Source organism: Pseudomonas sp. 05L36 (assembly GCF_056398125.1).
In genome coordinates this window covers 88,744-110,480 of the sequence record NZ_JBFTOU010000014.1, presented here as the reverse complement: position 1 = coordinate 110,480, position 21,737 = coordinate 88,744, and the positions used below count along the sequence as shown (strand labels likewise).

Annotated in this window: 17 protein-coding genes and 2 pseudogenes; 8 read left to right on the top strand and 11 right to left on the bottom strand. The window is 59.8% G+C overall.

Going from position 1 to position 21,737, the window contains the following annotated elements:
* Positions 1-99 precede the first annotated feature (99 nt).
* Positions 100-1,173: pseudogene (locus AC1DKH_RS16540) on the top strand (HAMP domain-containing protein); the annotation flags it as partial.
* An 18-nt stretch (positions 1,174-1,191) separates the two neighbouring features.
* A complete protein-coding gene (locus AC1DKH_RS16535; RefSeq protein WP_477798699.1) occupies positions 1,192-2,037 on the top strand; it encodes a methyl-accepting chemotaxis protein in 846 nt (281 codons plus the stop codon).
* Between the two features lie 112 nt (positions 2,038-2,149).
* On the opposite strand, the gene AC1DKH_RS16530 is transcribed toward AC1DKH_RS16535, so the two are convergent.
* Together AC1DKH_RS16530 and putA are read right to left on the bottom strand one after the other, a co-directional pair.
* Positions 2,150-3,952, bottom strand: a complete 1,803-nt coding sequence (locus AC1DKH_RS16530) for an acyl-CoA dehydrogenase (RefSeq protein WP_477798681.1) — start codon at positions 3,950-3,952, stop codon at positions 2,150-2,152.
* A 215-nt stretch (positions 3,953-4,167) separates the two neighbouring features.
* The gene (gene putA, locus AC1DKH_RS16525; protein ID WP_477798680.1) at positions 4,168-8,118 is read right to left on the bottom strand and encodes a trifunctional transcriptional regulator/proline dehydrogenase/L-glutamate gamma-semialdehyde dehydrogenase; all 3,951 of its coding nucleotides are present in this window, start codon (positions 8,116-8,118) and stop codon (positions 4,168-4,170) included.
* 461 nt (positions 8,119-8,579) lie between these two features.
* Here putA and putP point away from each other — a divergent pair, with 461 nt between their 5' ends.
* The 4 genes and pseudogenes from putP to AC1DKH_RS16505 form a co-directional block, all read left to right on the top strand.
* Positions 8,580-10,064 carry a sodium/proline symporter PutP gene (gene putP / locus AC1DKH_RS16520; RefSeq protein ID WP_477798679.1) on the top strand — a complete coding sequence of 495 codons (1,485 nt, stop codon included), beginning with the start codon at positions 8,580-8,582 and terminating at the stop codon, positions 10,062-10,064.
* Between the two features lie 288 nt (positions 10,065-10,352).
* Complete coding sequence (locus AC1DKH_RS16515) at positions 10,353-11,768, top strand: PAAR domain-containing protein (RefSeq protein WP_477798678.1); 1,416 nt, start codon at positions 10,353-10,355, stop codon at positions 11,766-11,768.
* 983 nt (positions 11,769-12,751) lie between these two features.
* A complete protein-coding gene (locus AC1DKH_RS16510; protein ID WP_477798677.1) occupies positions 12,752-13,081 on the top strand; it encodes a hypothetical protein in 330 nt (109 codons plus the stop codon).
* A 22-nt stretch (positions 13,082-13,103) separates the two neighbouring features.
* Positions 13,104-13,223 (top strand): annotated as a pseudogene (locus AC1DKH_RS16505) (sodium:solute symporter family transporter); the annotation flags it as partial.
* Between the two features lie 80 nt (positions 13,224-13,303).
* On the opposite strand, the gene AC1DKH_RS16500 reads toward AC1DKH_RS16505, so the two are convergent.
* The gene (locus AC1DKH_RS16500) at positions 13,304-13,798 is read right to left on the bottom strand and encodes a DUF2165 family protein (RefSeq protein ID WP_477752861.1); all 495 of its coding nucleotides are present in this window, start codon (positions 13,796-13,798) and stop codon (positions 13,304-13,306) included.
* 207 nt (positions 13,799-14,005) lie between these two features.
* On the opposite strand from AC1DKH_RS16500, the gene AC1DKH_RS16495 reads away from it, so the two are divergent.
* Positions 14,006-14,845 carry a 23S rRNA (adenine(2030)-N(6))-methyltransferase RlmJ gene (locus AC1DKH_RS16495; RefSeq protein WP_223457684.1) on the top strand — a complete coding sequence of 280 codons (840 nt, stop codon included), beginning with the start codon at positions 14,006-14,008 and terminating at the stop codon, positions 14,843-14,845.
* Positions 14,846-14,965: 120 nt separating this feature from the next.
* Here the strand turns inward: AC1DKH_RS16495 and msrA are convergent, their stop codons facing one another.
* The 5 genes from msrA to AC1DKH_RS16470 form a co-directional block, all read right to left on the bottom strand.
* A complete protein-coding gene (gene msrA / locus AC1DKH_RS16490; RefSeq protein WP_477798676.1) occupies positions 14,966-15,616 on the bottom strand; it encodes a peptide-methionine (S)-S-oxide reductase MsrA in 651 nt (216 codons plus the stop codon).
* A 133-nt stretch (positions 15,617-15,749) separates the two neighbouring features.
* Positions 15,750-16,268, bottom strand: a complete 519-nt coding sequence (locus tag AC1DKH_RS16485) for a DUF3299 domain-containing protein (protein ID WP_090451674.1) — start codon at positions 16,266-16,268, stop codon at positions 15,750-15,752.
* A gap of 11 nt (positions 16,269-16,279) precedes the next feature.
* The gene (locus tag AC1DKH_RS16480) at positions 16,280-17,545 is read right to left on the bottom strand and encodes an ABC transporter permease (protein WP_477798675.1); all 1,266 of its coding nucleotides are present in this window, start codon (positions 17,543-17,545) and stop codon (positions 16,280-16,282) included.
* Position 17,546: 1 nt separating this feature from the next.
* On the bottom strand, positions 17,547-18,257 hold the full coding sequence (locus tag AC1DKH_RS16475) for an ABC transporter ATP-binding protein (protein ID WP_057713120.1): 711 nt from the start codon (positions 18,255-18,257) through the stop codon (positions 17,547-17,549).
* Positions 18,258-18,383: 126 nt separating this feature from the next.
* Positions 18,384-18,974: a DUF2796 domain-containing protein gene (locus AC1DKH_RS16470; protein WP_477798674.1), complete on the bottom strand. Its 591-nt coding sequence runs from the start codon at positions 18,972-18,974 to the stop codon at positions 18,384-18,386.
* Between the two features lie 135 nt (positions 18,975-19,109).
* Here AC1DKH_RS16470 and AC1DKH_RS16465 point away from each other — a divergent pair, with 135 nt between their 5' ends.
* Positions 19,110-19,451, top strand: a complete 342-nt coding sequence (locus AC1DKH_RS16465; protein ID WP_218429742.1) for a hypothetical protein — start codon at positions 19,110-19,112, stop codon at positions 19,449-19,451.
* Between the two features lie 89 nt (positions 19,452-19,540).
* Here AC1DKH_RS16465 and trxA read toward each other — a convergent pair whose 3' ends face one another.
* The 3 genes from trxA to AC1DKH_RS16450 form a co-directional block, all read right to left on the bottom strand.
* Positions 19,541-20,413, bottom strand: coding sequence for a thioredoxin (trxA, locus tag AC1DKH_RS16460; RefSeq protein WP_477752866.1), 873 nt, complete (start codon positions 20,411-20,413; stop codon positions 19,541-19,543).
* A gap of 137 nt (positions 20,414-20,550) precedes the next feature.
* Positions 20,551-21,207 (bottom strand): class I SAM-dependent methyltransferase, encoded by a 657-nt coding sequence (locus AC1DKH_RS16455; protein ID WP_477752867.1) that lies wholly within the window; start codon positions 21,205-21,207, stop codon positions 20,551-20,553.
* Positions 21,204-21,668: a hypothetical protein gene (locus tag AC1DKH_RS16450; protein WP_477787818.1), complete on the bottom strand. Its 465-nt coding sequence runs from the start codon at positions 21,666-21,668 to the stop codon at positions 21,204-21,206. Before AC1DKH_RS16450 ends, AC1DKH_RS16455 begins: the two co-directional genes overlap by 4 nt.
* Positions 21,669-21,737: the final 69 nt, after the last annotated feature.

Sequence of the window (21,737 nt, the reverse complement as noted above, 5' to 3'; positions counted from 1 at the left end):
CGGCTTTGCGCACAACCAAAGAATAAATTGTCGGTTGGTTTGTATACAATCGGCACGGCTGTTGCAGTGTTTCAGCCTCTTATTCTTTGGGGGTGCTCCATGCAGTTCTGGCGACGCAGTATTCAATGGCAGTTGATCCTGAGTATGGGCAGCGCCTTGCTGGTCAGTATTCTGATCGTGGTTGGCATCTATACCCTGGTGGTTAACCGCCTCGCCCAGAGCTATCTGGTCGAAAAAGCCTTGCCGTCGAGCATCGAAGCGATGCGCAACGACATCGAACGCATCCTGGTCCAACCGCTCACCGCCGCCAAGGACATCGCCAGCAACAGCATGGTGCGCGACTGGCTGGCAGGGGGTGAAGACGGTGCCCGGGCCAGCACCTTTACTACCTATCTCGAAGGCATCCGCGCCGAGCACAAGGCCTTTACCGCGATTATTGTCGGCACCGCGTCCAACCATTACTTCACCGAAAAAGGCCTGGACCGGACCCTCAGTCGTTCCAATCCGAAAGATGCCTGGTTCTACTCGTTCCTCGACAGCAACCAGCCGCGCACTCTCAACATCGATAACGACACGGCCACCGGAGAATTGGCGCTTTTCATCGACTTCAAAGTCGAGCAGGCCGGTAAAGTCGTGGGCGTTGCCGGGCTGGGCCTGAGCATGAAAGAGCTGTCGGAGCTGATCCACAACTTCAGCTTCGGTGAGCGCGGCAAGGTCTATCTCGTGCGTTCCGACGGTTTGATCCAGGTCCATCCCGAGGCGCAATTGAGTGGCAAACGAACTTTGACCGAGCAGATTGGTGCTACGGCGGCACAATCGGTGATGAGTCAAAAAGCTGCCACCAGCAGCGGCTTCCAGCGTGACGGTGAAGACCTCCTCGCGTTAAGCCTGCCATTGCGTGATCTCGGCTGGACCCTGGTGGCCGAAGTGCCGCAATCACAGATTTACGCCGAAGCCCGCCGCGCCATGTGGATGAGCAGTGGCATCGGCCTGGCGGTGGCGATTGTGTGCCTGCTGCTGGTGGTGTTGCTGGCCCGTGGGTTGGTACGACCGATTCGTCAGGTAACAGCGGCACTGGTGGCCATCGGTAGCGGTGGTGGCGATTTGACCCAGCGGTTAGATTCCAGCCGCGCCGATGAGCTGGGCGATCTGGCTCGCGGTTTCAATCGGTTCCTGGATAGCCAGCGCGACATGATCGGCGAAATACTGACCACCAGCGAACGATTGCGTACGGCTGTGGGGCAAGTGGCCAGAGTTGTGGACAACACCGCCGAACGCTCCGGCCGCCAGCAGGAAATGACCGACATGGTCGCCACTGCGGTTCACGAAATGGGTCTGACCGTTCAGGAAATCGCCCAAAACGCCGGCAATGCGGCGGTCGCGTCGCAAACGGCTCGGGATGAGGCGATGCAGGCACGGGAAGTGGTGGGTGGCTCGATCCGGCATATTGAAAGCATGTCCGACGAAATCGGCGTCGCCGCCAGCGCTGTGGGTGAATTGGCGCATCAGGTGGCGTCGATCGATCAGGTGCTGGCGGTGATTCGCGGGATTTCCGAGCAGACCAACCTGCTGGCGCTCAACGCCGCTATCGAAGCGGCGCGAGCCGGAGACATGGGGCGTGGATTTGCCGTGGTGGCCGATGAAGTGCGCACCCTGGCGCGGCGCACTCAAGCCTCCACCGATGAAATCCAGCAGATGATCGGCAGCCTCAAGCAAGGTGCAGAAAACGCGGTGTCGTCGATGCATTCCGGGCAGGCCGCGACGGGCACGGGTGTCGAGTCGAGCCAGCGTACCGGCGCCTCGTTGACCGCGATTACCGGACAAGTGGAACGCATCAGCGATATGAATCATCAGGTGGCGACGGCGACGGAAGAACAATCGGCGGTGACCGAAGAGATCAACCGCAACGTGCAAGGGATTTCCGATCTGGCCCGGGCGACGGCGGGGGAGGTCAGGGCTTGTCGGGATGATTGTCAGACGTTGCAGCGGTTGGCGGATGATCTGGCACGGCAGATGGGTGGGTTTCGGTTGAATTAAAAGATCAAAAGATCGCAGCCTTCGGCAGCTCCTACATGTGGAATGCGTTCCTCTGTAGGAGCTGCCGAAGGCTGCGATCTTTTTTGTGGCCGTTACACCAATCTATACCTGATCAGAACCACTCATCCTGCATGCCCAGGCACACATCATCCCGAGCTTCAAGAATCGCCAGCTCATGGTGGCAGCCCGGCACTTCCCACGTCAGGAAGTAGCGCGCCGCCTGCAGCTTGCCTTTATAGAAACTGACATCCGCCGCATTGCCCTTGGCTAAACCTTCTTCGGCACGGATCGCCTGCTCCAGCCAGCGCCAACCAATCACCGTGTGACCAAACACCTTCAGGTACAGCGCCGAGTTCGCCAGGCTGCTGTTGACCTTGCCTTGTGCCAGATCAGTCAGCAGGCCGATGGTCACGGTTTGCAGGCGCGCCACCAGCTTTTCCAGCGGTTCGCGCAGCGACGTCAGCGACTCAAACGCCTGGGCGCGCTCGGCGGTGTCGGCGATCAGGCGAATCAGCTGCTTGAGCCCCGCACCGCCGTTCTGCGCCAGTTTGCGGCCCAGCAGGTCCAGCGACTGAATGCCGTGGGTGCCTTCGTGGATCGGGTTCAGGCGGTTATCGCGGTAGTACTGTTCCACCGGGTATTCGCGAGTGTAGCCGTGGCCGCCGAGGATCTGGATCGCCAGTTCGTTGGCCTTCAGGCAGAACTCCGATGGCCAGGATTTGACGATTGGCGTCAGCAGGTCCAGCAATTCATGGGCCTGCTTGCGTTCGGCTTCGGTCGCAAGCGTCGTGGTGTCATCGAACAGCCGCGCCGCGTACAGGCCGAGGTCGAACGAGCCTTCGACGTAGGCCTTTTGCGTTAGCAGCATGCGTTTGACGTCGGCGTGCTGAATGATCGCCACCGGCGCGGTGTTCGGGTCCTTGCTGTCCGGCACGCGGCCCTGTGGACGCTCGCGAGCGTATTCCAGCGAATACAGATAGCCCGCGTAACCAAGCATCACGGCACCCATGCCGACGCCAATCCGCGCTTCGTTCATCATCTGGAACATGTAGCTCAAGCCCTGGTGCGGCTTGCCCACCAGATAGCCGACGCATTCGCCGTTATCGCCGAAATTCAGCGCCGTGGACGTGGTGCCACGCCAGCCCATCTTGTGGAATAGCCCGGCCAGCAGCACGTCATTGCGCTGGCCGAGGCTGCCATCATCGTTGACCAGGAACTTGGGCACGATGAACAGCGAAATGCCCTTCACCCCGGCCGGCGCGTCCGGCAGCTTGGCCAGCACCATGTGCACGATGTTTTCCGACAGCGGATGATCGCCACCGGAGATGAAGATCTTGTTGCCCTTGAGTCGATAGGTGCCGTCGCACGCCAGCTCTGCGCGGGTACGAATATCCGACAGCGACGAGCCCGCGTGGGGTTCGGTCAGGGCCATGGTGCCGAAGAAACGGCCGTCGATCATCGGTTGCAGGAAGCGGCGCTTCTGCTCTTCGGTGCCGAAGCTTTCGATCAGGTTGGCCGCGCCCATGGTCAGGAACGGGTACGACGTCGAAGCAGCATTGGCCGATTGAAAGTGCGCGAAGCAGGCCTGGGACAGCAGCGTAGGAAGCTGCATGCCGCCGGCGTCGAAACTGCGCGCGGCGTTGAGGAAACCGGCTTCGAGGAAGGCATCCACCGCCGGTTTCACTTCCGGAATCAGAATCGCCTGACCGTTTTCATAGCGTGGCTCGTTCTCGTCGCCCTTGCGGTTGTGCGGGGCGAAGAACTTCTCGGCGATGCTGCGGGCGGTGCCAATGGCCGCATCGAAGGTTTCGCGATTGTGCTCGGCGAAACGCTCACGCTGGGTCAGGCCCTCGGCATCAAGGACTTCATACAGCTCGAAAGCCAGATTGCGGGAACTGAGCAACGTCTCGGACATGGCGGCCTACCTTTTATTGGAGTGGGCCGAGTCTAGGCTTGGGAATAAAGACTGAACAGGATGATTGATCTTGGTGATGGAGAAGCAAAAGATCGCAGCCTTCGGCAGCTCCTACATTGGAATGCGTTCCCCTGTAGGAGCTGCCGAAGGCTGCGATCTTTTGATCTTGCTTCTAAAGCACCGGGCGGCCATTGCGGCAGCCCGGATTGTCGGTGTTAACCGATGGTCATCAAACTGGCATTACCACCCGCCGCAGCCGTGTTAACGCTCAACGCCCGCTCGATCACCAGGCGTTCCAGCGCAATGTTGGTTTCGCCTTGCGACAGACCCTGGACACCGACGATGGCGCCGGCACGCTTGGCAACCTGCTGGCACACCGCACGCAACTGGTCGGAGTGGCCGTGATGCACAACCGCATCAAACACCACTTCGTCCTTGTTCCAGTCGGAAATCAGCTTGATGCGTGCCTGAATATCCTTCGGCAGGCGTGCGAACAAGGCCTTGGTCAAGTCAGCTTCCGGCCACACCGCTGAACCACCGACAGCCAGTACCGCCGCCAGTTGGGTCAGCAGATCGCCTTCGACTTCCGTCAGGCAAAGTACGTGCTCGCGCGGCAAGATCGCATAGCTATTGCGCTCGCCGGTCGGGCCGGCCAGGACACGGGTGATGCCACTTTGCGATTGCGCGGCGAACTGCACGCACAGGGTGCTCAGGTCGGCGAACTTGTGGCTGTCGGCCCAGGCTTTCAGGGCGGTCAGCGGCTTGCTCATCGCGTCGCGCAGACGAACGTCCGGTGCTGCGACGGCGTCACCGCGAGCAAAGGATTGTTCGATCGCATCCGCAGGGCGGGTCGACAACAGGCGGTACAGGTACAGCGGGCCGCCGGCTTTCGGGCCAGTACCCGACAAGCCTTCGCCGCCGAACGGCTGCACGCCGACCACGGCGCCGACGATGTTGCGGTTGACGTAGACGTTACCGGCGTTGACGTTGTCGATCACCTTGGCGATGGTCTCGTCGATGCGGGTGTGCACGCCCAGGGTCAGGCCGTAACCCGAAGCGTTGATCTGGCCGATCAGTTGATCGATGTCCTTGCGCTTGTAGCGAACCACGTGCAGCACCGGGCCGAAGATCTCCCGCTGCAGTTCGTCGAAGCTTTCAAGTTCGATCAGCGTCGGCATCACGAAGGTGCCGCGTTTGACTTCTTCGGCGTCGGCGATGGCCACCTGGTACACGCTGCGACCTTTGTCGCGCATGGCCTGGATGTGCTTCTCGATGCCAGCCTTGGCTTCGGCGTCGATCACCGGGCCGATGTCCACGGACAGGCGCTCAGGGTTGCCGAGACGGCTTTCCGCCATGGCACCTTTGAGCATTTCGATGACGCGATCAGCGGAATCTTCCTGCAGGCACAGGACGCGCAGGGCCGAGCAACGCTGGCCGGCGCTGTCGAACGCCGACGAAACCACGTCGATCACCACCTGTTCGGTCAGTGCCGAAGAGTCGACGATCATTGCGTTCTGGCCACCGGTTTCGGCGATCAGCGGGATCGGACGACCCTGGCTGTCCAGGCGGCCGGCGATGTTGCGTTGCAGCAAGCGCGCGACTTCGGTGGAGCCGGTGAACATCACGCCTTTGACGCGTTCGTCGCCGACCAGGCCGGCACCGACGGTTTCACCGCGACCCGGCAGCAATTGCAGTACGCCTTCCGGAATCCCTGCTTCGAGCAGCAGGCGCACGGCTTGAGCGGCGACCAGCGGAGTCTGTTCCGCAGGCTTGGCCAATACCGGGTTACCAGCGGCCAACGCAGCAGCCACTTGGCCACTGAAGATTGCCAGCGGGAAGTTCCACGGGCTGATGCACACCACTGGGCCCAGCGGACGGTGAGCGTCATTGGTGAAGTCGTTGCGCGCCTGCACCGCGTAATAACGCAGGAAGTCCACGGCTTCACGCACTTCGGCAATGGCGTTGGCGAAGGTCTTGCCGGCTTCGCGAGCCAGCAGGCCCATCAGCGGCTGGATCTCGGCTTCCATCAGATCGGCGGCACGCTCCAGGATCGCGGCGCGTTCGGCGGGCGGGGTGGCCTGCCAGATCGGCGCAGCGTTGAGGGCGCACTGGATCGCGTTGTCGACGTCTTCGACGGTCGCTTCCTGCACATGGCCGACCACATCACGCAGATCGGACGGGTTCAGCACCGGTGCCGGCGCTTCGGTGCTGGAGGCGCAACCGAGCATCGGCGCCGCTTTCCAGTGGTTGTGTGCGGTAGCAAGAAGCGCGCAGGACAGGGACGCCAAACGATGTTCGTTGGCCATGTCGATGCCGCTGGAGTTGGCGCGCTCGGAGCCGTAGAGATCACGCGGCAGCGGAATGCGCGGGTGCGGCAGGCCGAAACCGCCTTCCACGGTCGCCATCTGCTCGATGCTGGCTACCGGATCGGCTACAAGTTCCTGGATCGAAATCGATTGGTCGGCAATGCGGTTGACGAACGAGGTGTTCGCGCCGTTCTCCAGCAGGCGACGCACCAGGTAGGCCAGCAGGGTTTCGTGGGTGCCGACCGGTGCGTACACGCGGCACGGACGGTTCAGCTTGCCTTCGGAGACTTTGCCTACAACTTGTTCGTACAGCGGTTCACCCATGCCGTGCAGGCACTGGAACTCGTACTGGCCCGGGTAATAGTTCTGACCGGCGATGTGATAAATGGCCGACAGGGTGTGGGCGTTGTGCGTAGCGAACTGCGGGTAGATGACTTCCGGCACCGACAGCAGTTTGCGGGCGCAAGCGATGTAGGAGACGTCGGTGTACACCTTGCGGGTGTAGACCGGGTAGCCTTCCAGGCCTTCGACCTGGGCGCGCTTGATTTCGCTGTCCCAGTACGCGCCTTTCACCAGGCGGATCATCAGGCGATGACGGCTGCGGCGAGCCAGGTCGATCACGTAGTCGATCACGTACGGGCAACGCTTCTGGTAAGCCTGGATCACGAAACCGATACCGTTCCAGCCAGTCAGTTGCGGCTCGAAGCACAGGCGCTCGAGCAGATCCAGCGACAGCTCGAGGCGGTCGGCTTCTTCGGCGTCGATGTTCAGGCCGATGTCGTATTGCTTGGCCAGCAGGGTCAGCGACAGCAGGCGCGGGTACAGCTCTTCCATCACGCGCTCGTACTGCGCACGGCTATAGCGCGGGTGCAGGGCGGACAGCTTGATCGAAATGCCCGGGCCTTCATAAATCCCGCGACCGTGGGAGGCTTTGCCGATCGAGTGGATGGCTTGTTCGTACGAGGCCAGGTACTTCTGCGCGTCGTGCTCGGTGAGTGCGGCTTCACCCAGCATGTCGTAGGAATAACGGAAGCCCTTGGCTTCGAACTTGCTGGCGTTGGCCAGGGCTTCGGCGATGGTTTCGCCGGTCACGAACTGCTCGCCCATCAGGCGCATGGCCATGTCGACGCCCTTGCGGATCATCGGCTCGCCGCTCTTGCCGATGATGCGGCTCAGGGACGATGTCAGGCCGGCTTCGTTGTGCGTGGACACCAGCTTGCCGGTCAGCAACAAGCCCCAGGTGGCAGCGTTGACGAACAACGACGGGCTGTTGCCCAGGTGCGGCTGCCAGTTGCCGGTGCTGATCTTGTCGCGGATCAGGGCGTCGCGGGTGCCTTTGTCCGGGATGCGCAGCAGCGCTTCGGCCAGGCACATCAGCGCCACGCCTTCCTGGGACGACAGGGAGAACTCCTGTAGCAGGCCCTGAACGATGCCGGCACGGCCGCCAGCGCTCTTCTGGTTGCGCAGTTTTTCAGCAATCGAGGCGGCGAGTTTGTTGGTGGCGTCGCACATCGGTGCCGGCAGGCGCGCCTGCTCGATCAGCATCGGCACGACTTCCGGCTCAGGGCGACGGTAGGCGGCGGTGATCGAGGCACGCAGTACCGATTGCGGCAGGATGCTTTCGGCGAATTCGAGGAAGCACTGGTGGGCGTGATCCAGAGGCGCGTCGACGCTGTCGTCGGAGTCCTTGGTCAAACCGCTCAGCTCGGTCAGGGTTGCACCACCCTCGAGTTTTTCCAGGTAATTGAAGATTGCCTGCTTGATCAGCCAGTGCGGCGTGCGATCAATCGAGGTCGCGGCGGCCTTGAGGCGTTCGCGGGTCGGGTCGTCAAGTTTGACCCCAAGGGTGGTGGTAGCCATGTTTTTATCCTCATGTTTGCCACGACTGCGTGGCATCAGCTGGCGGCAAGATTAGCCGTGAGACTGTCGAGGTGCAACCGGGTGCAACCCTTTTTTTGTCGGAATATTACGCAGCTCGTCAGGAAATAAATTCTGGTAAGGCTGCGCTGCATTTGCTTGGTGCTTTTCCGGTGAGTTAACACTCGTTTTTGCTCCGAAAAGGAGCAAAAAACGATTTTTAACGTTTATTTCCCGCTAGGTGCAACTTAATCCCGAGAAACTGGTTGCACCTTATTTGCTTTGTTGAATAGCATTCGCGTCCAAGGTGCAACCCGGACAAAATCCGGGTGCTCCGGCTGATGGCTTTCCTGGGGAAACATCAGTCATAAATGCGCGGGAATCCGGATCGTCTGTCAAACGTATGCGTTTGCGAGCGGTTCACCAGCCGCCGCTACATAAAAACAAAGCCAGGGCGTAACTTAATGAGCGTAAGCAATCCAACCCTGATCACGTTCGTGATCTACATCGCAGCAATGGTGCTGATCGGCTTGATGGCCTATCGCTCCACCAACAACCTTTCCGACTACATCCTGGGCGGCCGTAGCCTGGGCAGCGTCGTGACCGCACTGTCCGCCGGTGCTTCCGACATGAGTGGCTGGTTGTTGATGGGCTTGCCCGGCGCGATCTACATGTCCGGTCTTTCCGAAAGCTGGATCGCCATCGGCCTGATCATCGGTGCCTACCTGAACTGGCTGTTCGTCGCCGGCCGTCTGCGTGTACAGACCGAGCACAACGGTGATGCACTGACCCTGCCGGACTACTTCGCCAGCCGTTTCGAAGACAAAAGCGGCCTGCTGCGGATCATCTCTGCGGTCGTGATCCTGGTATTCTTCACCATCTACTGCGCTTCCGGCATCGTGGCCGGGGCCCGTCTGTTCGAAAGCACCTTCGGCATGTCCTACGAGACGGCGCTGTGGGCCGGTGCTGCGGCGACGATTGCCTACACCTTTATCGGCGGATTCCTGGCCGTGAGCTGGACCGATACCGTGCAAGCCACCCTGATGATCTTCGCGTTGATCCTGACGCCGGTTATCGTGCTGCTGGCCACTGGCGGCGTCGACACCACTTTCCTGGCCATCGAAGCGCAAGATCCAAGCAACTTCGACATGCTCAAGGGCACCACTTTCATCGGCATCATCTCGCTGATGGGCTGGGGTCTGGGCTACTTCGGCCAGCCGCACATCCTGGCGCGTTTCATGGCTGCCGATTCGGTTAAATCGATCGCCAAGGCCCGTCGTATCTCCATGACCTGGATGATCCTGTGCCTGGGCGGCACCGTGGCAGTGGGCTTCTTCGGTATCGCCTACTTCTCGGCGCACCCGGACGTGGCGGGCGCGGTCTCCGAGAACCACGAGCGTGTGTTCATCGAGCTGGCCAAGATCCTCTTCAACCCATGGATCGCGGGTATCCTGCTGTCGGCCATTCTGGCTGCCGTCATGAGCACCCTGAGCTGCCAGTTGCTGGTGTGCTCGAGCGCCCTGACCGAAGACTTCTACAAGACCTTCTTGCGTAAATCCGCTTCCCAGGTTGAACTGGTCTGGGTCGGTCGTGCCATGGTGCTGTTGGTTGCCCTGATTGCTATCGCACTGGCGGCCAACCCGGAAAACCGTGTACTGGGTCTGGTGAGCTACGCCTGGGCTGGTTTCGGTGCCGCATTCGGTCCCGTCGTACTGATCTCCGTGATCTGGAAAGACATGACCCGCAACGGCGCACTGGCCGGTATCCTGGTTGGCGCGATCACCGTGATCGTCTGGAAACACTTCGAACTGCTGGGCCTGTACGAAATCATCCCAGGCTTCATCTTCGCCAGCCTGGCGATCTACTTCGTCAGCAAAATGGGCACGCCGACCGCCGGCATGTTCCAGCGTTTTGCGGCTGCAGAGAGTGATTATCGTTTGAATAAGTGATGAGTGATGGGTTGAACTACTCCCGTCTCTGATAAAAGAACGGCTCGCAGCTTTAATGGTGCGGGCCGTTTTTTTTGCAAGCCAGGTCCGAAAGCAGGCATTGGCCCTCCAATATCCGTGGTCCTTTTCAGTGCTGGTCGTAAGACATTTCCTGATTTTCTCGGCCATCTTGAGTTTCATCTCTGTCCACGTACTTTGCGCTAAGCCACTCATCCCGAGTCGGCTTACCGATCGTTAACAGTGGTGCGCTGCCCATGACTGGGGCGCCAGTAGAGAGGGAGATCAGCAATGGCAAAGGGACATTTCATTCGCAAAGACGACGAGACGACCTGCGGTGGCAAGGTTCTGGAGGGCGCTACAAACATCATGATGTTTGGCATCGCCCATGCTCGTGTGGGGGATCAGGTTTCCTGTGGTAAGGACAACAAAACCTACGTCATTGAGGGCGGCGTTTCATACATCAAGAGTCACGGAAGGTTGGTGGCGGGCTCGCTGGACAGCTACAGCAGCTGTCCCTGTAAAGCAGGGCTGATCCCATCGTTTTTCAAGGGTACCTACGAGTCCAGCCGCAGTGCTGCACCGCACGCCATGCGGACCGCCACTCCACAGGCGACACCCACCGCCGCCAGCAACCCGGTAGCCTCACGATCTTCCAGCTTCGCGCCTGCGCCAAACCCTCCCCTGCCAACGCGTGATAACAGCATGCAGGCAGCAGAGCCTGGCTTCTACATCGTGCCCAAAAGCACCACCCGCGAACAGCTCGAGGCCTCGTTGTTCACCCTGCGCGACCCGGCGGTGATGGGTAAATTCAAGCTGCTCAATCCCAATCTGCGCGATGTTAAAGCCGGCTCGATGATCGTGCTCAGCGATCCCAATAACTTCCAGTGCACCCGCGAAGAAGCGCTGCTCATGGATGTGGCGGCACGGACCAATCAAATACTGGAAACGCTTAGCCCTGAAGAGGCGGATTTCATGATGCAACACCGGGATGCCATTCAGACGATCTTGGGCTATGGCTCAGACGCTGTGGGCGTCGGCGCGAGCATTTTCAAGAATAATCTGGATAACGTCGGTAATGCCTTGAGGGAAATTGAAGTGTTGCAACAGACGACGCTCCAAAGAGATGGGCACCTTCGTTCGCCGGCCTTCTTCGTAGAACGACAGCGTTTGCTTGCACAACTCAACAGCCATATGACGACCCTAACCCGCAAGGGTATTGGATTCCCAAACCACATCAATTTGAAAAAAATGTTGGGCATCTCCAGCCAAAGTCTGGTTCACCACTGGACCAATGCCAGTCCTGCGGGGCAAATACCGGGTCACGCCACTCATCTAGAAAGTGTGGCAAAGGCTACTAAATACATCAAATACGGTGGTTGGCTAGGTACTGCCATTGGTGGCGGGGCATCTGCCGTGAAGGTTCAGGATGTGTGTACTGCGGGAAATGCTGAAACGTGCGAGCGGGTTAAATTTACTGAAACGGGGAGTTTTACCGGGGGGATCGTAGGTGGCGGAATTGTAGGTGCTGCTCTATCAACCGCAGCTGTCGGCGGGCTTTGTGTTGGGTTGGGTGTGCCAACTGGCGGTTTGGGATTACTGGTCTGCAGTATTGTTGTGGTCGGGGCAGGCTCTTTTTCTTCCAGCGCTATTGGGAGCGTTATTGGTGAAAAAATGGGCGAGCGGATTTTCGAGGCCACTCAATGAACATTAGCGTTGCAGACGCACTATTCCTGGCATCAGGACTAATAGTTTTCGGTGGGGCACTTGTTGTTTTTGGGGTTGCGCTGCACTTGGGCTACACCAAGGGAGATGCCCTTTCAGAGCATTTCCAAAACAGCTCTCCACTTATAACTGTCTCCGCGCGTATTGACGCAGGGCTTAGAGGTAAGACTCGACTGGTTTATTCAATATCTAGCGTCGTTACGTTTCCCCAATTTTTTCTGAAGCGCGGTATGGTCACTGCTGAAGATCTCGACAACTTTCCCCATGATCTCAGGCAAAAGCTCGTAGTACTGCAATGGACTCTTCTAGGGGTTCTATCCGGCATGGTGCTACTTGGCCTGATAGTGATGTCGGGGATACTCAGGTAACTGACCCATAAAAAATGGGCACCCAATCTGGTTAATACCGATCAGTTAAGGACTCTGTAGGAGCGAGCTTGCTCCGGGCGGCGTTCCGACGATGGACTCAAGAGCGCCGCGTTTAGCCAGTAAACACGCGCTATCGTTAACGACCATCGCGAGCAAGCTCGCTCCTACAGTGATTCCCTTTCGCTTAACTGATCGGCATTACCCAATCTTGTTGGTGTGCCCGTTCTTCATGCCACTCCTCACCCGTCAGGCAGGTTGTAAATTTTCTGGGCAAGGTCCTAGGACGTTTCCTTCAAAACCTATCGGTTTTCATGAACTGGTGCGATGCGAGTTCCGTCGATAGTCTTTGGCGGTCACTGATAATTCAGTGGTGGGGTGTAGGAACCTCTCAAGACCGTTAGAGCTACATTGGCGTCACTGCCTGGTTTGCGGCCGTTTGCATGCGGCCGTAAGATCAGTTGCGGCGGCTATGCGCGGGCATGCTTCGGCGTGGTCGAGTTTTGCTCTAGGTCTCGATATTCCTACCCCGTGCATAGCTGCCACCCTAGCCCGTAGGAAGGCTAATGGCAGGTCCATTTCTTCCTTAGAGCGTTAAAAATGAAATCCATACATCCCGATCCGCCCTACGAAAAACCAACCCCCCATCCCGACAACCGCTTCATGGCATTGACCAGCAACTGCACCGATATGCCCACCCTGTTCGTCGACACCTACGCGCCACTCGACATCCTCACCGACGCCGCCAACTACAGAATCCACGCAGTTACCCAAGTGCTTGAGAACCTGTCGATGCGCGGTTCGATCGAGTGCGAGTCGTTCATCCTCAGCGATTTCGCCTTGCTCTGCGCAATTACGTTACGCGATGGCTGTGATGTGCTGGATGTGGTTGGGCGGCGGTTGCGGGGGCGGCCTACAGCGGCGGTGTAGGCGTCGCCACAAGATCAAAAAGATCACGGGCTTCATCTTCGCCAGCCTGGCGATCTATATCGTCAGCAAATTGGGCGCACCGTCTGCCGGCATGCTGCAGCGATTCGCCGCGGCGGAAAAGAACTTCATGCTGAACAAATGAGGCTTTCAGCGAGGCTTTTAGCTTCCTGATTGAAGAAGACGGCCCGCAACCGATGGATGTGGGCCGTTTTTTATTGGGGATCAGTCAAGATCGGCATCGGGCTGATTCAGAAAGATCAGCACGCCCAGTATTGCCATGTAGAACCTGAAGGCTGCGTCCTGACCGTTCCAGATATCTGATTGCCACATCAGAAACCACTCGCCTCCAACAACCATGAAGCCGAAAAACCACACGAAAAACCCTGTCGTCAAGCCCGCTACAGCCCACTTCCTGGCCAGTCTGAATTCATGCCCACCGGCTGACCGTGAGCGCCAGAGCTGTAGTGCGCCGTAGCCAAGAAGTCCACAGGTAATGGCTTCGCCAACGATGATCAGCCAGTAGGCCCCATGCCACACCCAAGGCAGATCAATTGCGCGATACCGGGCGGCGTTGTCAGGGAAGGTGGTGTCCATGCTCAGCACGTGCCGGACGAAGTTGAAGTTGGAACCGTAGTCGTTGATGTTGTTGAACACGGTCATGAAGGCGAATGCGGCGAGCGCCAGGGTCATTGCAATCTTTGCGTAGCGAATGGTCATTTGTGCGTCCTTTGCTTTTTTCGACAAAGAACGCTATCACGCCGGTTTGCAGGTTCGGGAATCTTCCTGTTGTGAGGCGTTTCTGAATTTGTCGAGTGATGGTGCATGCTTGTTGCCGCTATGAATGCTCGAAGTGTCCGCTCGGCCGTCAACCCCTGACTTGCCGGCCGGTAAAAGGTAAACTCCCCGGCCTTCGCAGGAGCAACCATGAATTATCGTCACGCCTTCCATGCCGGCAATCACGCCGATGTGTTCAAACACCTGACCTTGACCCGCCTCATCGCCCTGATGTCGCGCAAGGAACAGCCGTTTGCCTATCTCGACACTCACGCCGGCATCGGTCTGTATGACCTTCAGGGTGATCAGGCCAACCGTACCGGCGAGTACCTGGAAGGCATTGCGCGTTTGTGGGATCAGCCGGATCTGCCGATCCTGACCGCTGATTACATGCAGGTGCTGCACGAGATGAACCCGGATGGCCAGTTGCGCTATTACCCGGGGTCGCCGGAATTGGCGCGGCGCCTGACCCGTCCGCAGGACCGTGTGTTGCTCAACGAGAAGCACCCGGAAGACGGCGTGCTGCTCAAGGACAACATGGCCGGTGATCGCCGGGTCAAGGTGCACCTGGGTGAAGGCTGGCATGTGCCGCGAGCCTTGCTGCCGGTGCCGGAAAAGCGTGCGGTGATGTTGATCGATCCGCCGTTCGAGAAGCTCGACGAAATGCAGCGCTGTGCCGCGTCGTTGAAGGAAGCGATTGGCCGGATGCGCCAGACCGTGGCGGCAATCTGGTACCCGGTGAAGGATCAGCGTGCGCTGCGTCGTTTCTACCAGGACCTGGCCGGTACCGGTGCGCCGAAGTTGTTGCGGGTGGAGTTGCTGGTGCATCCGCTGGATACGCCGAACAGCCTGAACGGTTCCGGGTTGGCGATTGCCAATCCGCCTTGGGGGCTTGAGGAAGAGTTGCGTGAGTTGCTGCCGTGGTTGTCCCAGAAGCTGGGGCAGACCCAGGGTGGGTGGCGGATGGATTGGTTGATTGCCGAGAGTTGATCTGTAGGAGCGAGCTCGCTCCGGGCGGCGTTCCGACGATGTTCGTGAACGTTAACGCGTAAAACCAGGTGCCCAGCGGCGCCCTTTGGTTTTTCGCGAGCGAGCTCGCTCCTACAGTAATCAGATCGGGCAGGTCACGCCTGTACCGCCAATCCCGCAATAGCCTTCCGGATTTTTCGCCAGGTACTGCTGGTGATACGTTTCGGCAAAGTAGACGGTCGGGGCCTGGTCGATTTCGGTGCTGATTTCACCGAGACCGGCCTTGGACAGCTCGGCCTGGTAGGTTTCCTTGCTCTTGAGCGCCGCGTCCAGTTGTTCCTGGCTGGTGGCGTAGATCACCGAACGGTACTGGGTGCCGATGTCATTGCCCTGGCGCATGCCCTGCGTCGGGTTGTGCAGTTCCCAGAACATCGCCAGCAGTTCTTCGTAGCTGACCCTGGCCTTGTCATACACCACCAGCACCACTTCGGCGTGGCCGGTCAGGCCCGAGCAGACTTCTTCGTAGGTCGGGTTCGGCGTGAAACCGCCGGCGTAGCCGACCACGGTGCTGACCACGCCTTCACGTTGCCAGAAGCGGCGTTCCGCGCCCCAGAAGCAGCCGAGGCCGAAGATCGCGAAGTCGACATCTTCGAAGAACGGGCCGAGCAAGGGGGTGTCTTTAAACACAAAGTGCTTTTCGGGCAGGGTCATTGCGGTTTCGCGGCCGGGCAGAGCTTGTTCTTTAGTCGGGAGCACGTTTTTGTTCACCAGGATTTCCGAGCGCAGAACCATGATCAGTCCTCTCAGTCAGGTTGGGTTGTAAATAAACAGACCGTCAGTGTGCCCAATACCTTCCAGATAATCACTAGCCAGGTGGGAGATTCCATGTTGCAGGGCAACCCTGCAACTTCAGGCTGGTGGGTATTCACTCCGGCAGTTCATACAGGTAAATCTTGTCCGCCTCCATCTGATACCCCGCATCCGCCAGCTCGCTGGTGGACGCCTTGACCTGCAACGCGCCTTCAATCCAGTACGGCTGATACAGCTCGTCGAGCTTCACGCCGACTTCGCTTTTGACGTGCACGATCTGGTTCGACGGCGGTGGCGGCACATGGATACAGGCGCCGAAATACGGCACCAGCAGGAACTCCGTGGTGCGTCCTTCCTCGCTCACTTCCAGCGGCACGATGTAGCCCGGCAGGCGAATGTTCTGGCCATCGAGGGTCTTGACCACCGGTGCGTTGGGCATGTCCTGTTTGGCTGCTGGCGCCGACTCTGCCGAGAGCGTGCTGCTCATCTGCGACAGATCGTGCAGCGGCGTCATGTTCGGCACTTCTTTCGGCGCGTCGGGCGGGATCATCTCCGACCAGGTCAGGTCTTTTGGCTGGGCTGCCCACAGGGGCAGGGCGACCAGCATCAACAGCGCAAGTACAGCGCGGGGCATTTTCAACGTCCTCATAAACGGATCGACAGGCCATCGGCCAGGGATTGGCGATAGGCACGCCAGGCCGGCACGCTGCCCATCAGCAGCGCGGCGACCAGGATGCCTCCGAGCAGCGTCCATTCATACTCGCTTGGCCAGGACAGCGGCAGGAACAGGCCGTAGTTGGCCTGCACATAACCCTGGGCCGCCGCGATGCACACATACAGCAACGCTACGCCGGCGATCACGCCCGACAGCGCCAGGGCAAAGGCTTCGAGCACCAACAACGTCGCGATATGCCATGGCCGAGCACCCACCGAGCGCAGGATCGCCATCTCCCGGCGGCGTTCGTTGAGGCTGGTGAGAATGGCCGTGAGCATGCCGATCAATCCGGTCAGCACCACAAACAGCGAGACCACGAACAAGGCTTTTTCCGCGGTGCCCATCAGGCTCCACAGCTCTTGCAACGCCACGCCCGGCAGGATCGCCAGCATCGGCTCACCGCGGAATTCGTTGATTTCCCGTTGCAAGGCAAAGGTCGAAATCTTGTTGTTGAGACCGAGCATGAACGCGGTGATCGCTTGCGGCGCGAGGTCCATGTTGCGCGCTTGATCGGCCGTGATGCGACCCTCGCCCCGGGCCGGCACGCCGTTATGCCAGTCGATGTGAATCGCTTCCATGCCGCCGAGGCTGATGTGCAGTGTGCGGTCCACCGGTGTGCCGGTGCGCTTGAGAATGCCGACCACGGTGAACGGTTTGTCGTCGTGCTTGACCAGGCTGATCGCCGCCACGCCGTGGGCCAGTACCAGTTTGTCGCCGAGTTTGTAGTGCAGTGCCTCGGCCACTTCGGCACCGAGCACCACTTCGAACGGGTCGGTTGCAAACGCCCGGCCATCGGCCAGGTCCAGGTGTTGCTGGTGGCCGTACTGGTAATGCTCGAAGTAGGCTTCGGTGGTGCCCATCACCCGGTAGCCGCGATGGGAGTCGCCGAGCGACATCGGGATTGCCCACTTCACTTTCGGGTTGCTGGCGAAGTGTTCGAAGCTGTCCCAACGAATGTTGTTGGTGGCGTTGCCAATGCGGAACACTGAGTACAACAGCAGGTTCACCGAGCCGGAGCGGGCGCCGACGATCAGGTCGGTGCCGCTGATGGTGCTGGCGAAACTGGCCTTGGCTTCGGTGCGCACACGCTCCACCGCCAGCAACAGGCACACCGACAAGGCGATGGCGAACGCGGTGAGGATCGCGGTGAAGCGGCGGTTAGCCAGGCTGGCCATGGCTAGACGAAACAGATACATCTCAGACCTCGGACGGGGTGGCGGCGCGATTGAGTTCGGCCAGCGACAGGTTGTGGTCGAACAGCGGCGCCAGGCTCTGGTCGTGGCTGACGAACAACAGGCTCGACCCGGCTTCGCGGCACTCGGCGAACAGCAGGCGAATGAAGTTCTCGCGGGCGTCGTAATCGAGGGCCGAGGTCGGCTCGTCGGCGATCACCAGTTCCGGTTGCCCGATCAGCGCGCGGGCGGCGGCGACCCGTTGCTGCTGGCCGATGGAAAGCGAGTCGGCGCGGCGACCGAGGATGTTTTCATCCTTCAAACCCAGGTGGGCAAGCAGCGTCGCGGCCGCTTTGTCGACGCTGCCGTGACGTTGTTTCGCCCGTTCGGCGCGCAGTTTCGAGAAGTGGCAGGGCAGTTCGACGTTTTCGCGCACCGACAGAAACGGCAGCAGGTTGAACTGCTGGAAAATGTAGCCGGTGTGATCGACGCGGAAGTGGTCGCGGGCGCCGGCCGAGAGTTGCGTCAGTTCCTGGCCGAGCAGGCGGATGCTGCCGCGATCAGGCTTCTGCACGCCTCCGAGCAAGCCGAGCAGGGTGGTCTTGCCGCTGCCGCTGGGGCCTTTGAGGAACAGGGTTTCCCCGCGCTCCAGGCGAAACGCCGGGATGTCCAGCAGTGGCGGGTGACCGGGCCAGCTGAAGCCCAGGTCGGACAGTTCGATGAGTGCTTGGGTCATGGCACCGATTTCAAGAATATTGATGACCTGTAGGAGCTGCCGCAGGCTGCGATCTTTTGATCTTAAAATTCAAAAGATCGCAGCCTCGTTTCACTCGACAGCTCCTACAAGGGATCTGGGGTGGATTCAGAATTTAAGGGCAGCAGCCTTGGCCGTCACATCAACCCCTTGCTGCCCGCTCGGGCCGATCAGTTGTACCTGAATTGTCCGGGTGGCCGGGAAGCTGGTGAAGATATTCGCCAGGTCCAGCGACTTCAGGGCCGTCGGCGTGGCGCAAGTGAACTGATAGCGAGCGTGGATTTCGCTGTGATCATGGTGATGTTCGTGGCCGTCTTCGTCCTTGGCGTCTTCATCGTGATCATCGTCGGCATCGGGCTGGTCGCCGAACAGCGGGCTTTCCAGTTCCTGGTTTTCCACCACACATCCGGCGGCTTTGGGCAGGTTGAACAGGGCCAGTGGTTGCTCAAGCCGGGCGCGGGCGGCGGCGACTTTGGCTTTGTCTGCGTCGCTGGTGGCTACATGCTCGAAACCCACCAGGTTCATGGCCGGGCTTTCCAGCTCCAGCTCCAGGGTCTTGCCGTCCAGCGCCGCGTTCAGGCGTCCCACGCCATGTTCGTGGGCACCCAGGCTGCCATGCCCATGATCGTGTTCGTCGGCGGCATGGGCGACAGTCAGCGGCAACATGGCAAACGACAGGGCGAGAAGCAAACGACGCATGGCGAGTCTCCGAAAAGTAAAATGAAGAAAATGTTATGTAATCTTATAACGTAAGTGCGCAGAGTTTGACTGTCTGCTTGGCGTTGCACAAGTCCCATGGGAGCATGCCGGGAAGAAATGTGCGGGAGCAGACCTATGTTGCGAATTCGCGGAAGCATCGGCGACTGGCCGGTGGATTTGACCCTGGAGATGGACGACGCGGACTGGGCGCGACTAGGAGCGCAGTTGCAGGTGGAAAAATCCGAGGTCAGCGCGCCAGCGGCGAAACCGCTGAATCAGGATGATGCGCTGTGGCAGATCGCCAGGGATTTGCTGCGCAAGGCCGGGCAGCTCAGCGGGCCGGATCTGCTCGATCAACTCGAAGGCCTGACTGGCAGTGCGGCGGCGGGCAAGCGCCTGCTGGTGCGTTTGCGCCATAGTTCGGACGTAAGAGTATTGAGCGGCGGTGATACGCCGCTCTACAGCTGGATCGAATAAACCGTGAAAAGATCGCAGCCTGCGGCAGCTCCTACAGGGTGAGTGCCAATCCTCTGTAGGAGCTGCCGCAGGCTGCGATCTTTTGATTTTTAATAAAGGGCGGCAAACAATTTGCGACGGTAGGTGCTCACCAACGGATGATCGTTGCCCAACAACTCGAACACCTGCAGCAAGGTCTTGTGCGGCAAGCCTTCGCTGTAGCTGCGGTTACGGATGAACAACTTGAGCAATGCGTCCAGCGCGGCGTCGTACTGCTGACGGGCCAGTTGCTGGATCGCCAGTTGATAGACCGCCTCATCGTCCAGCGGGTCTTTCGCCAGTCGGGCCTTCAGGTCGGCGGCATCCGGCAAGTCCTTGGCTAAACCGAGAAACTTGATCTGTGCCTTGGCGCCGGCCAGCGCAGCCTTGTGCTCGTCGCTCTTGACCGCATCCAGCACTGCTTGCGCTTCGCCCAGCTCGCCGCGCTCGGTCAGGCAGCGGGCGTACAGGATTAACGCCTTGGCGTTGGTGTTGTCTTCACCCAGCAGTACTTTGAGCAGGGCTTCAGCATCGGCAAAGCGGCTGTCATCGAACAGTGCCTGGGCCTGTTCGAACGGATCGGCAGCGGCCGGCGGCGGCATCTGCACATGGGGTTCGAGCAGGGCACGCACGGCGGATTCCGGCTGGGCACCGGCAAAACCATCGACAGGCTGGCCGTCCTTGAACAGGACCACGGTCGGCAGGCTGCGGATGCCGAAGCGGGCGACGATGTCTTGTTCGAGGTCACAGTTGACCTTGGCCAGCAGCAACTCACCCTGGTAGCTCTCGGCAATGCTTTGCAGCATCGGCATCAGCACTTTGCAGGGTGCGCACCATTCGGCCCAGAAATCCACCAGCACCGGTTTGTGGAAAGAGTTCTCGATCACCGACTGGTCGAAATCGGCAGTCGTGGCGTCGAAGATGTACGGCGTTTCCTGACTCATGGGCAATCTCTTGGAAGCGTGAATATGCTCACTATAAGGGCTGGCGTAAAAGATCGCAGCCTTCGGCAGCTCCTACATTGGCCGTGTAAATATTCAATCCTGTAGGAGCTGCCGAAGGCTGCGATCTTTTTGCGATTTCAAGCGCGCTGCGCGTGGTAGAGGCTCACATGCCGAAACTCGTGGGGCTCGGCCAGGTCCGGCAGGGTCATCGCCTCCAGCATCTCTATGCGCTGGTACAACGGATGGCGAAAGTCCCGCACTCGGGAATCCGCCACCAGCGCCTCTCGGCCGCGGCTGAGGAACTGGTCGAGCAATGGCAGGTTGGCCCGGTCGTACAGCACATCCGCCACCAGGATCAGATCGAAGCGATCGGCCTCGGCGAAAAAATCCGTGGAGTAATTGAGCTGCACGTCATTGAGCTCGGCATTGGCCCGACACGCGGCAATCGCCAGCGGGTCGAGGTCGCAGGCCAGCACCTCGAGCGCGCCGGCCTTGGCAGCGGCAATCCCCGCCACCCCGGAACCGGCACCGAAATCCAGCACCCGCTTGCCTTCGACCCAATGCGGGTTTGCGGCCAGATAACGGGCCACGGCCAAGCCGCTGGCCCAGCAGAAACTCCAGTATGGCGGCTCATGCAGGATGCGCCGGGTTTCTTCCGGGCTGAAAGCGCGGTCCATGTTATCGCCGTCGATCAGCCACAGTTTCAAATCGGTTCCCGGTAAATCACAGTCCACCAATCGCGCGTCACCGAGCAGATCCTCCAAGGCCATTTGCAGGTCGAGCGGTGCACTCATGGGGCTTTGACGAATTGCAGTTGGCCCAGGGCCTGGGTGGTCGGCTGGGTGATCAGCTGCGATGGCAAGTGCAGGATCAATTGCCCGGACTGGCTGGCGCGGCCTCGCAGTTCAACGCGGGCGCCGACCGGAAAGGCATCCGGGTTGAAGCGCAGGTGAAACGGCAACACCTGGTTGTTGCCGATCAGGCTGGAACTGGCGAGCAATTGTTGCGGACGGTCTTTATCGTCGATCACCAACAGCGCCAGCTCGACCTCGGCGCCGGCCGGCACACCTTGCAACGTGCCGCTCAATTCGCGCTGATACGCGGGCAGCGGGCCAAGTTCGGCGGCCTCCCGGGCTTTCTTCTGCGCTTGCTGCGGCGCCGGGCCTGGCGTTGGCGGCTGGGGCTTGGGTGCGTCGCTGCCGCAAGCCACCAGCAGGCTGAAAATACTGAGCAAAATGAGCGGACGTAACGACATTGGTGGCTCCATAAAGCTGAATTCCATGGATCAAGTGATCATCCCGTCTGTATACCGCAAACCCTATGG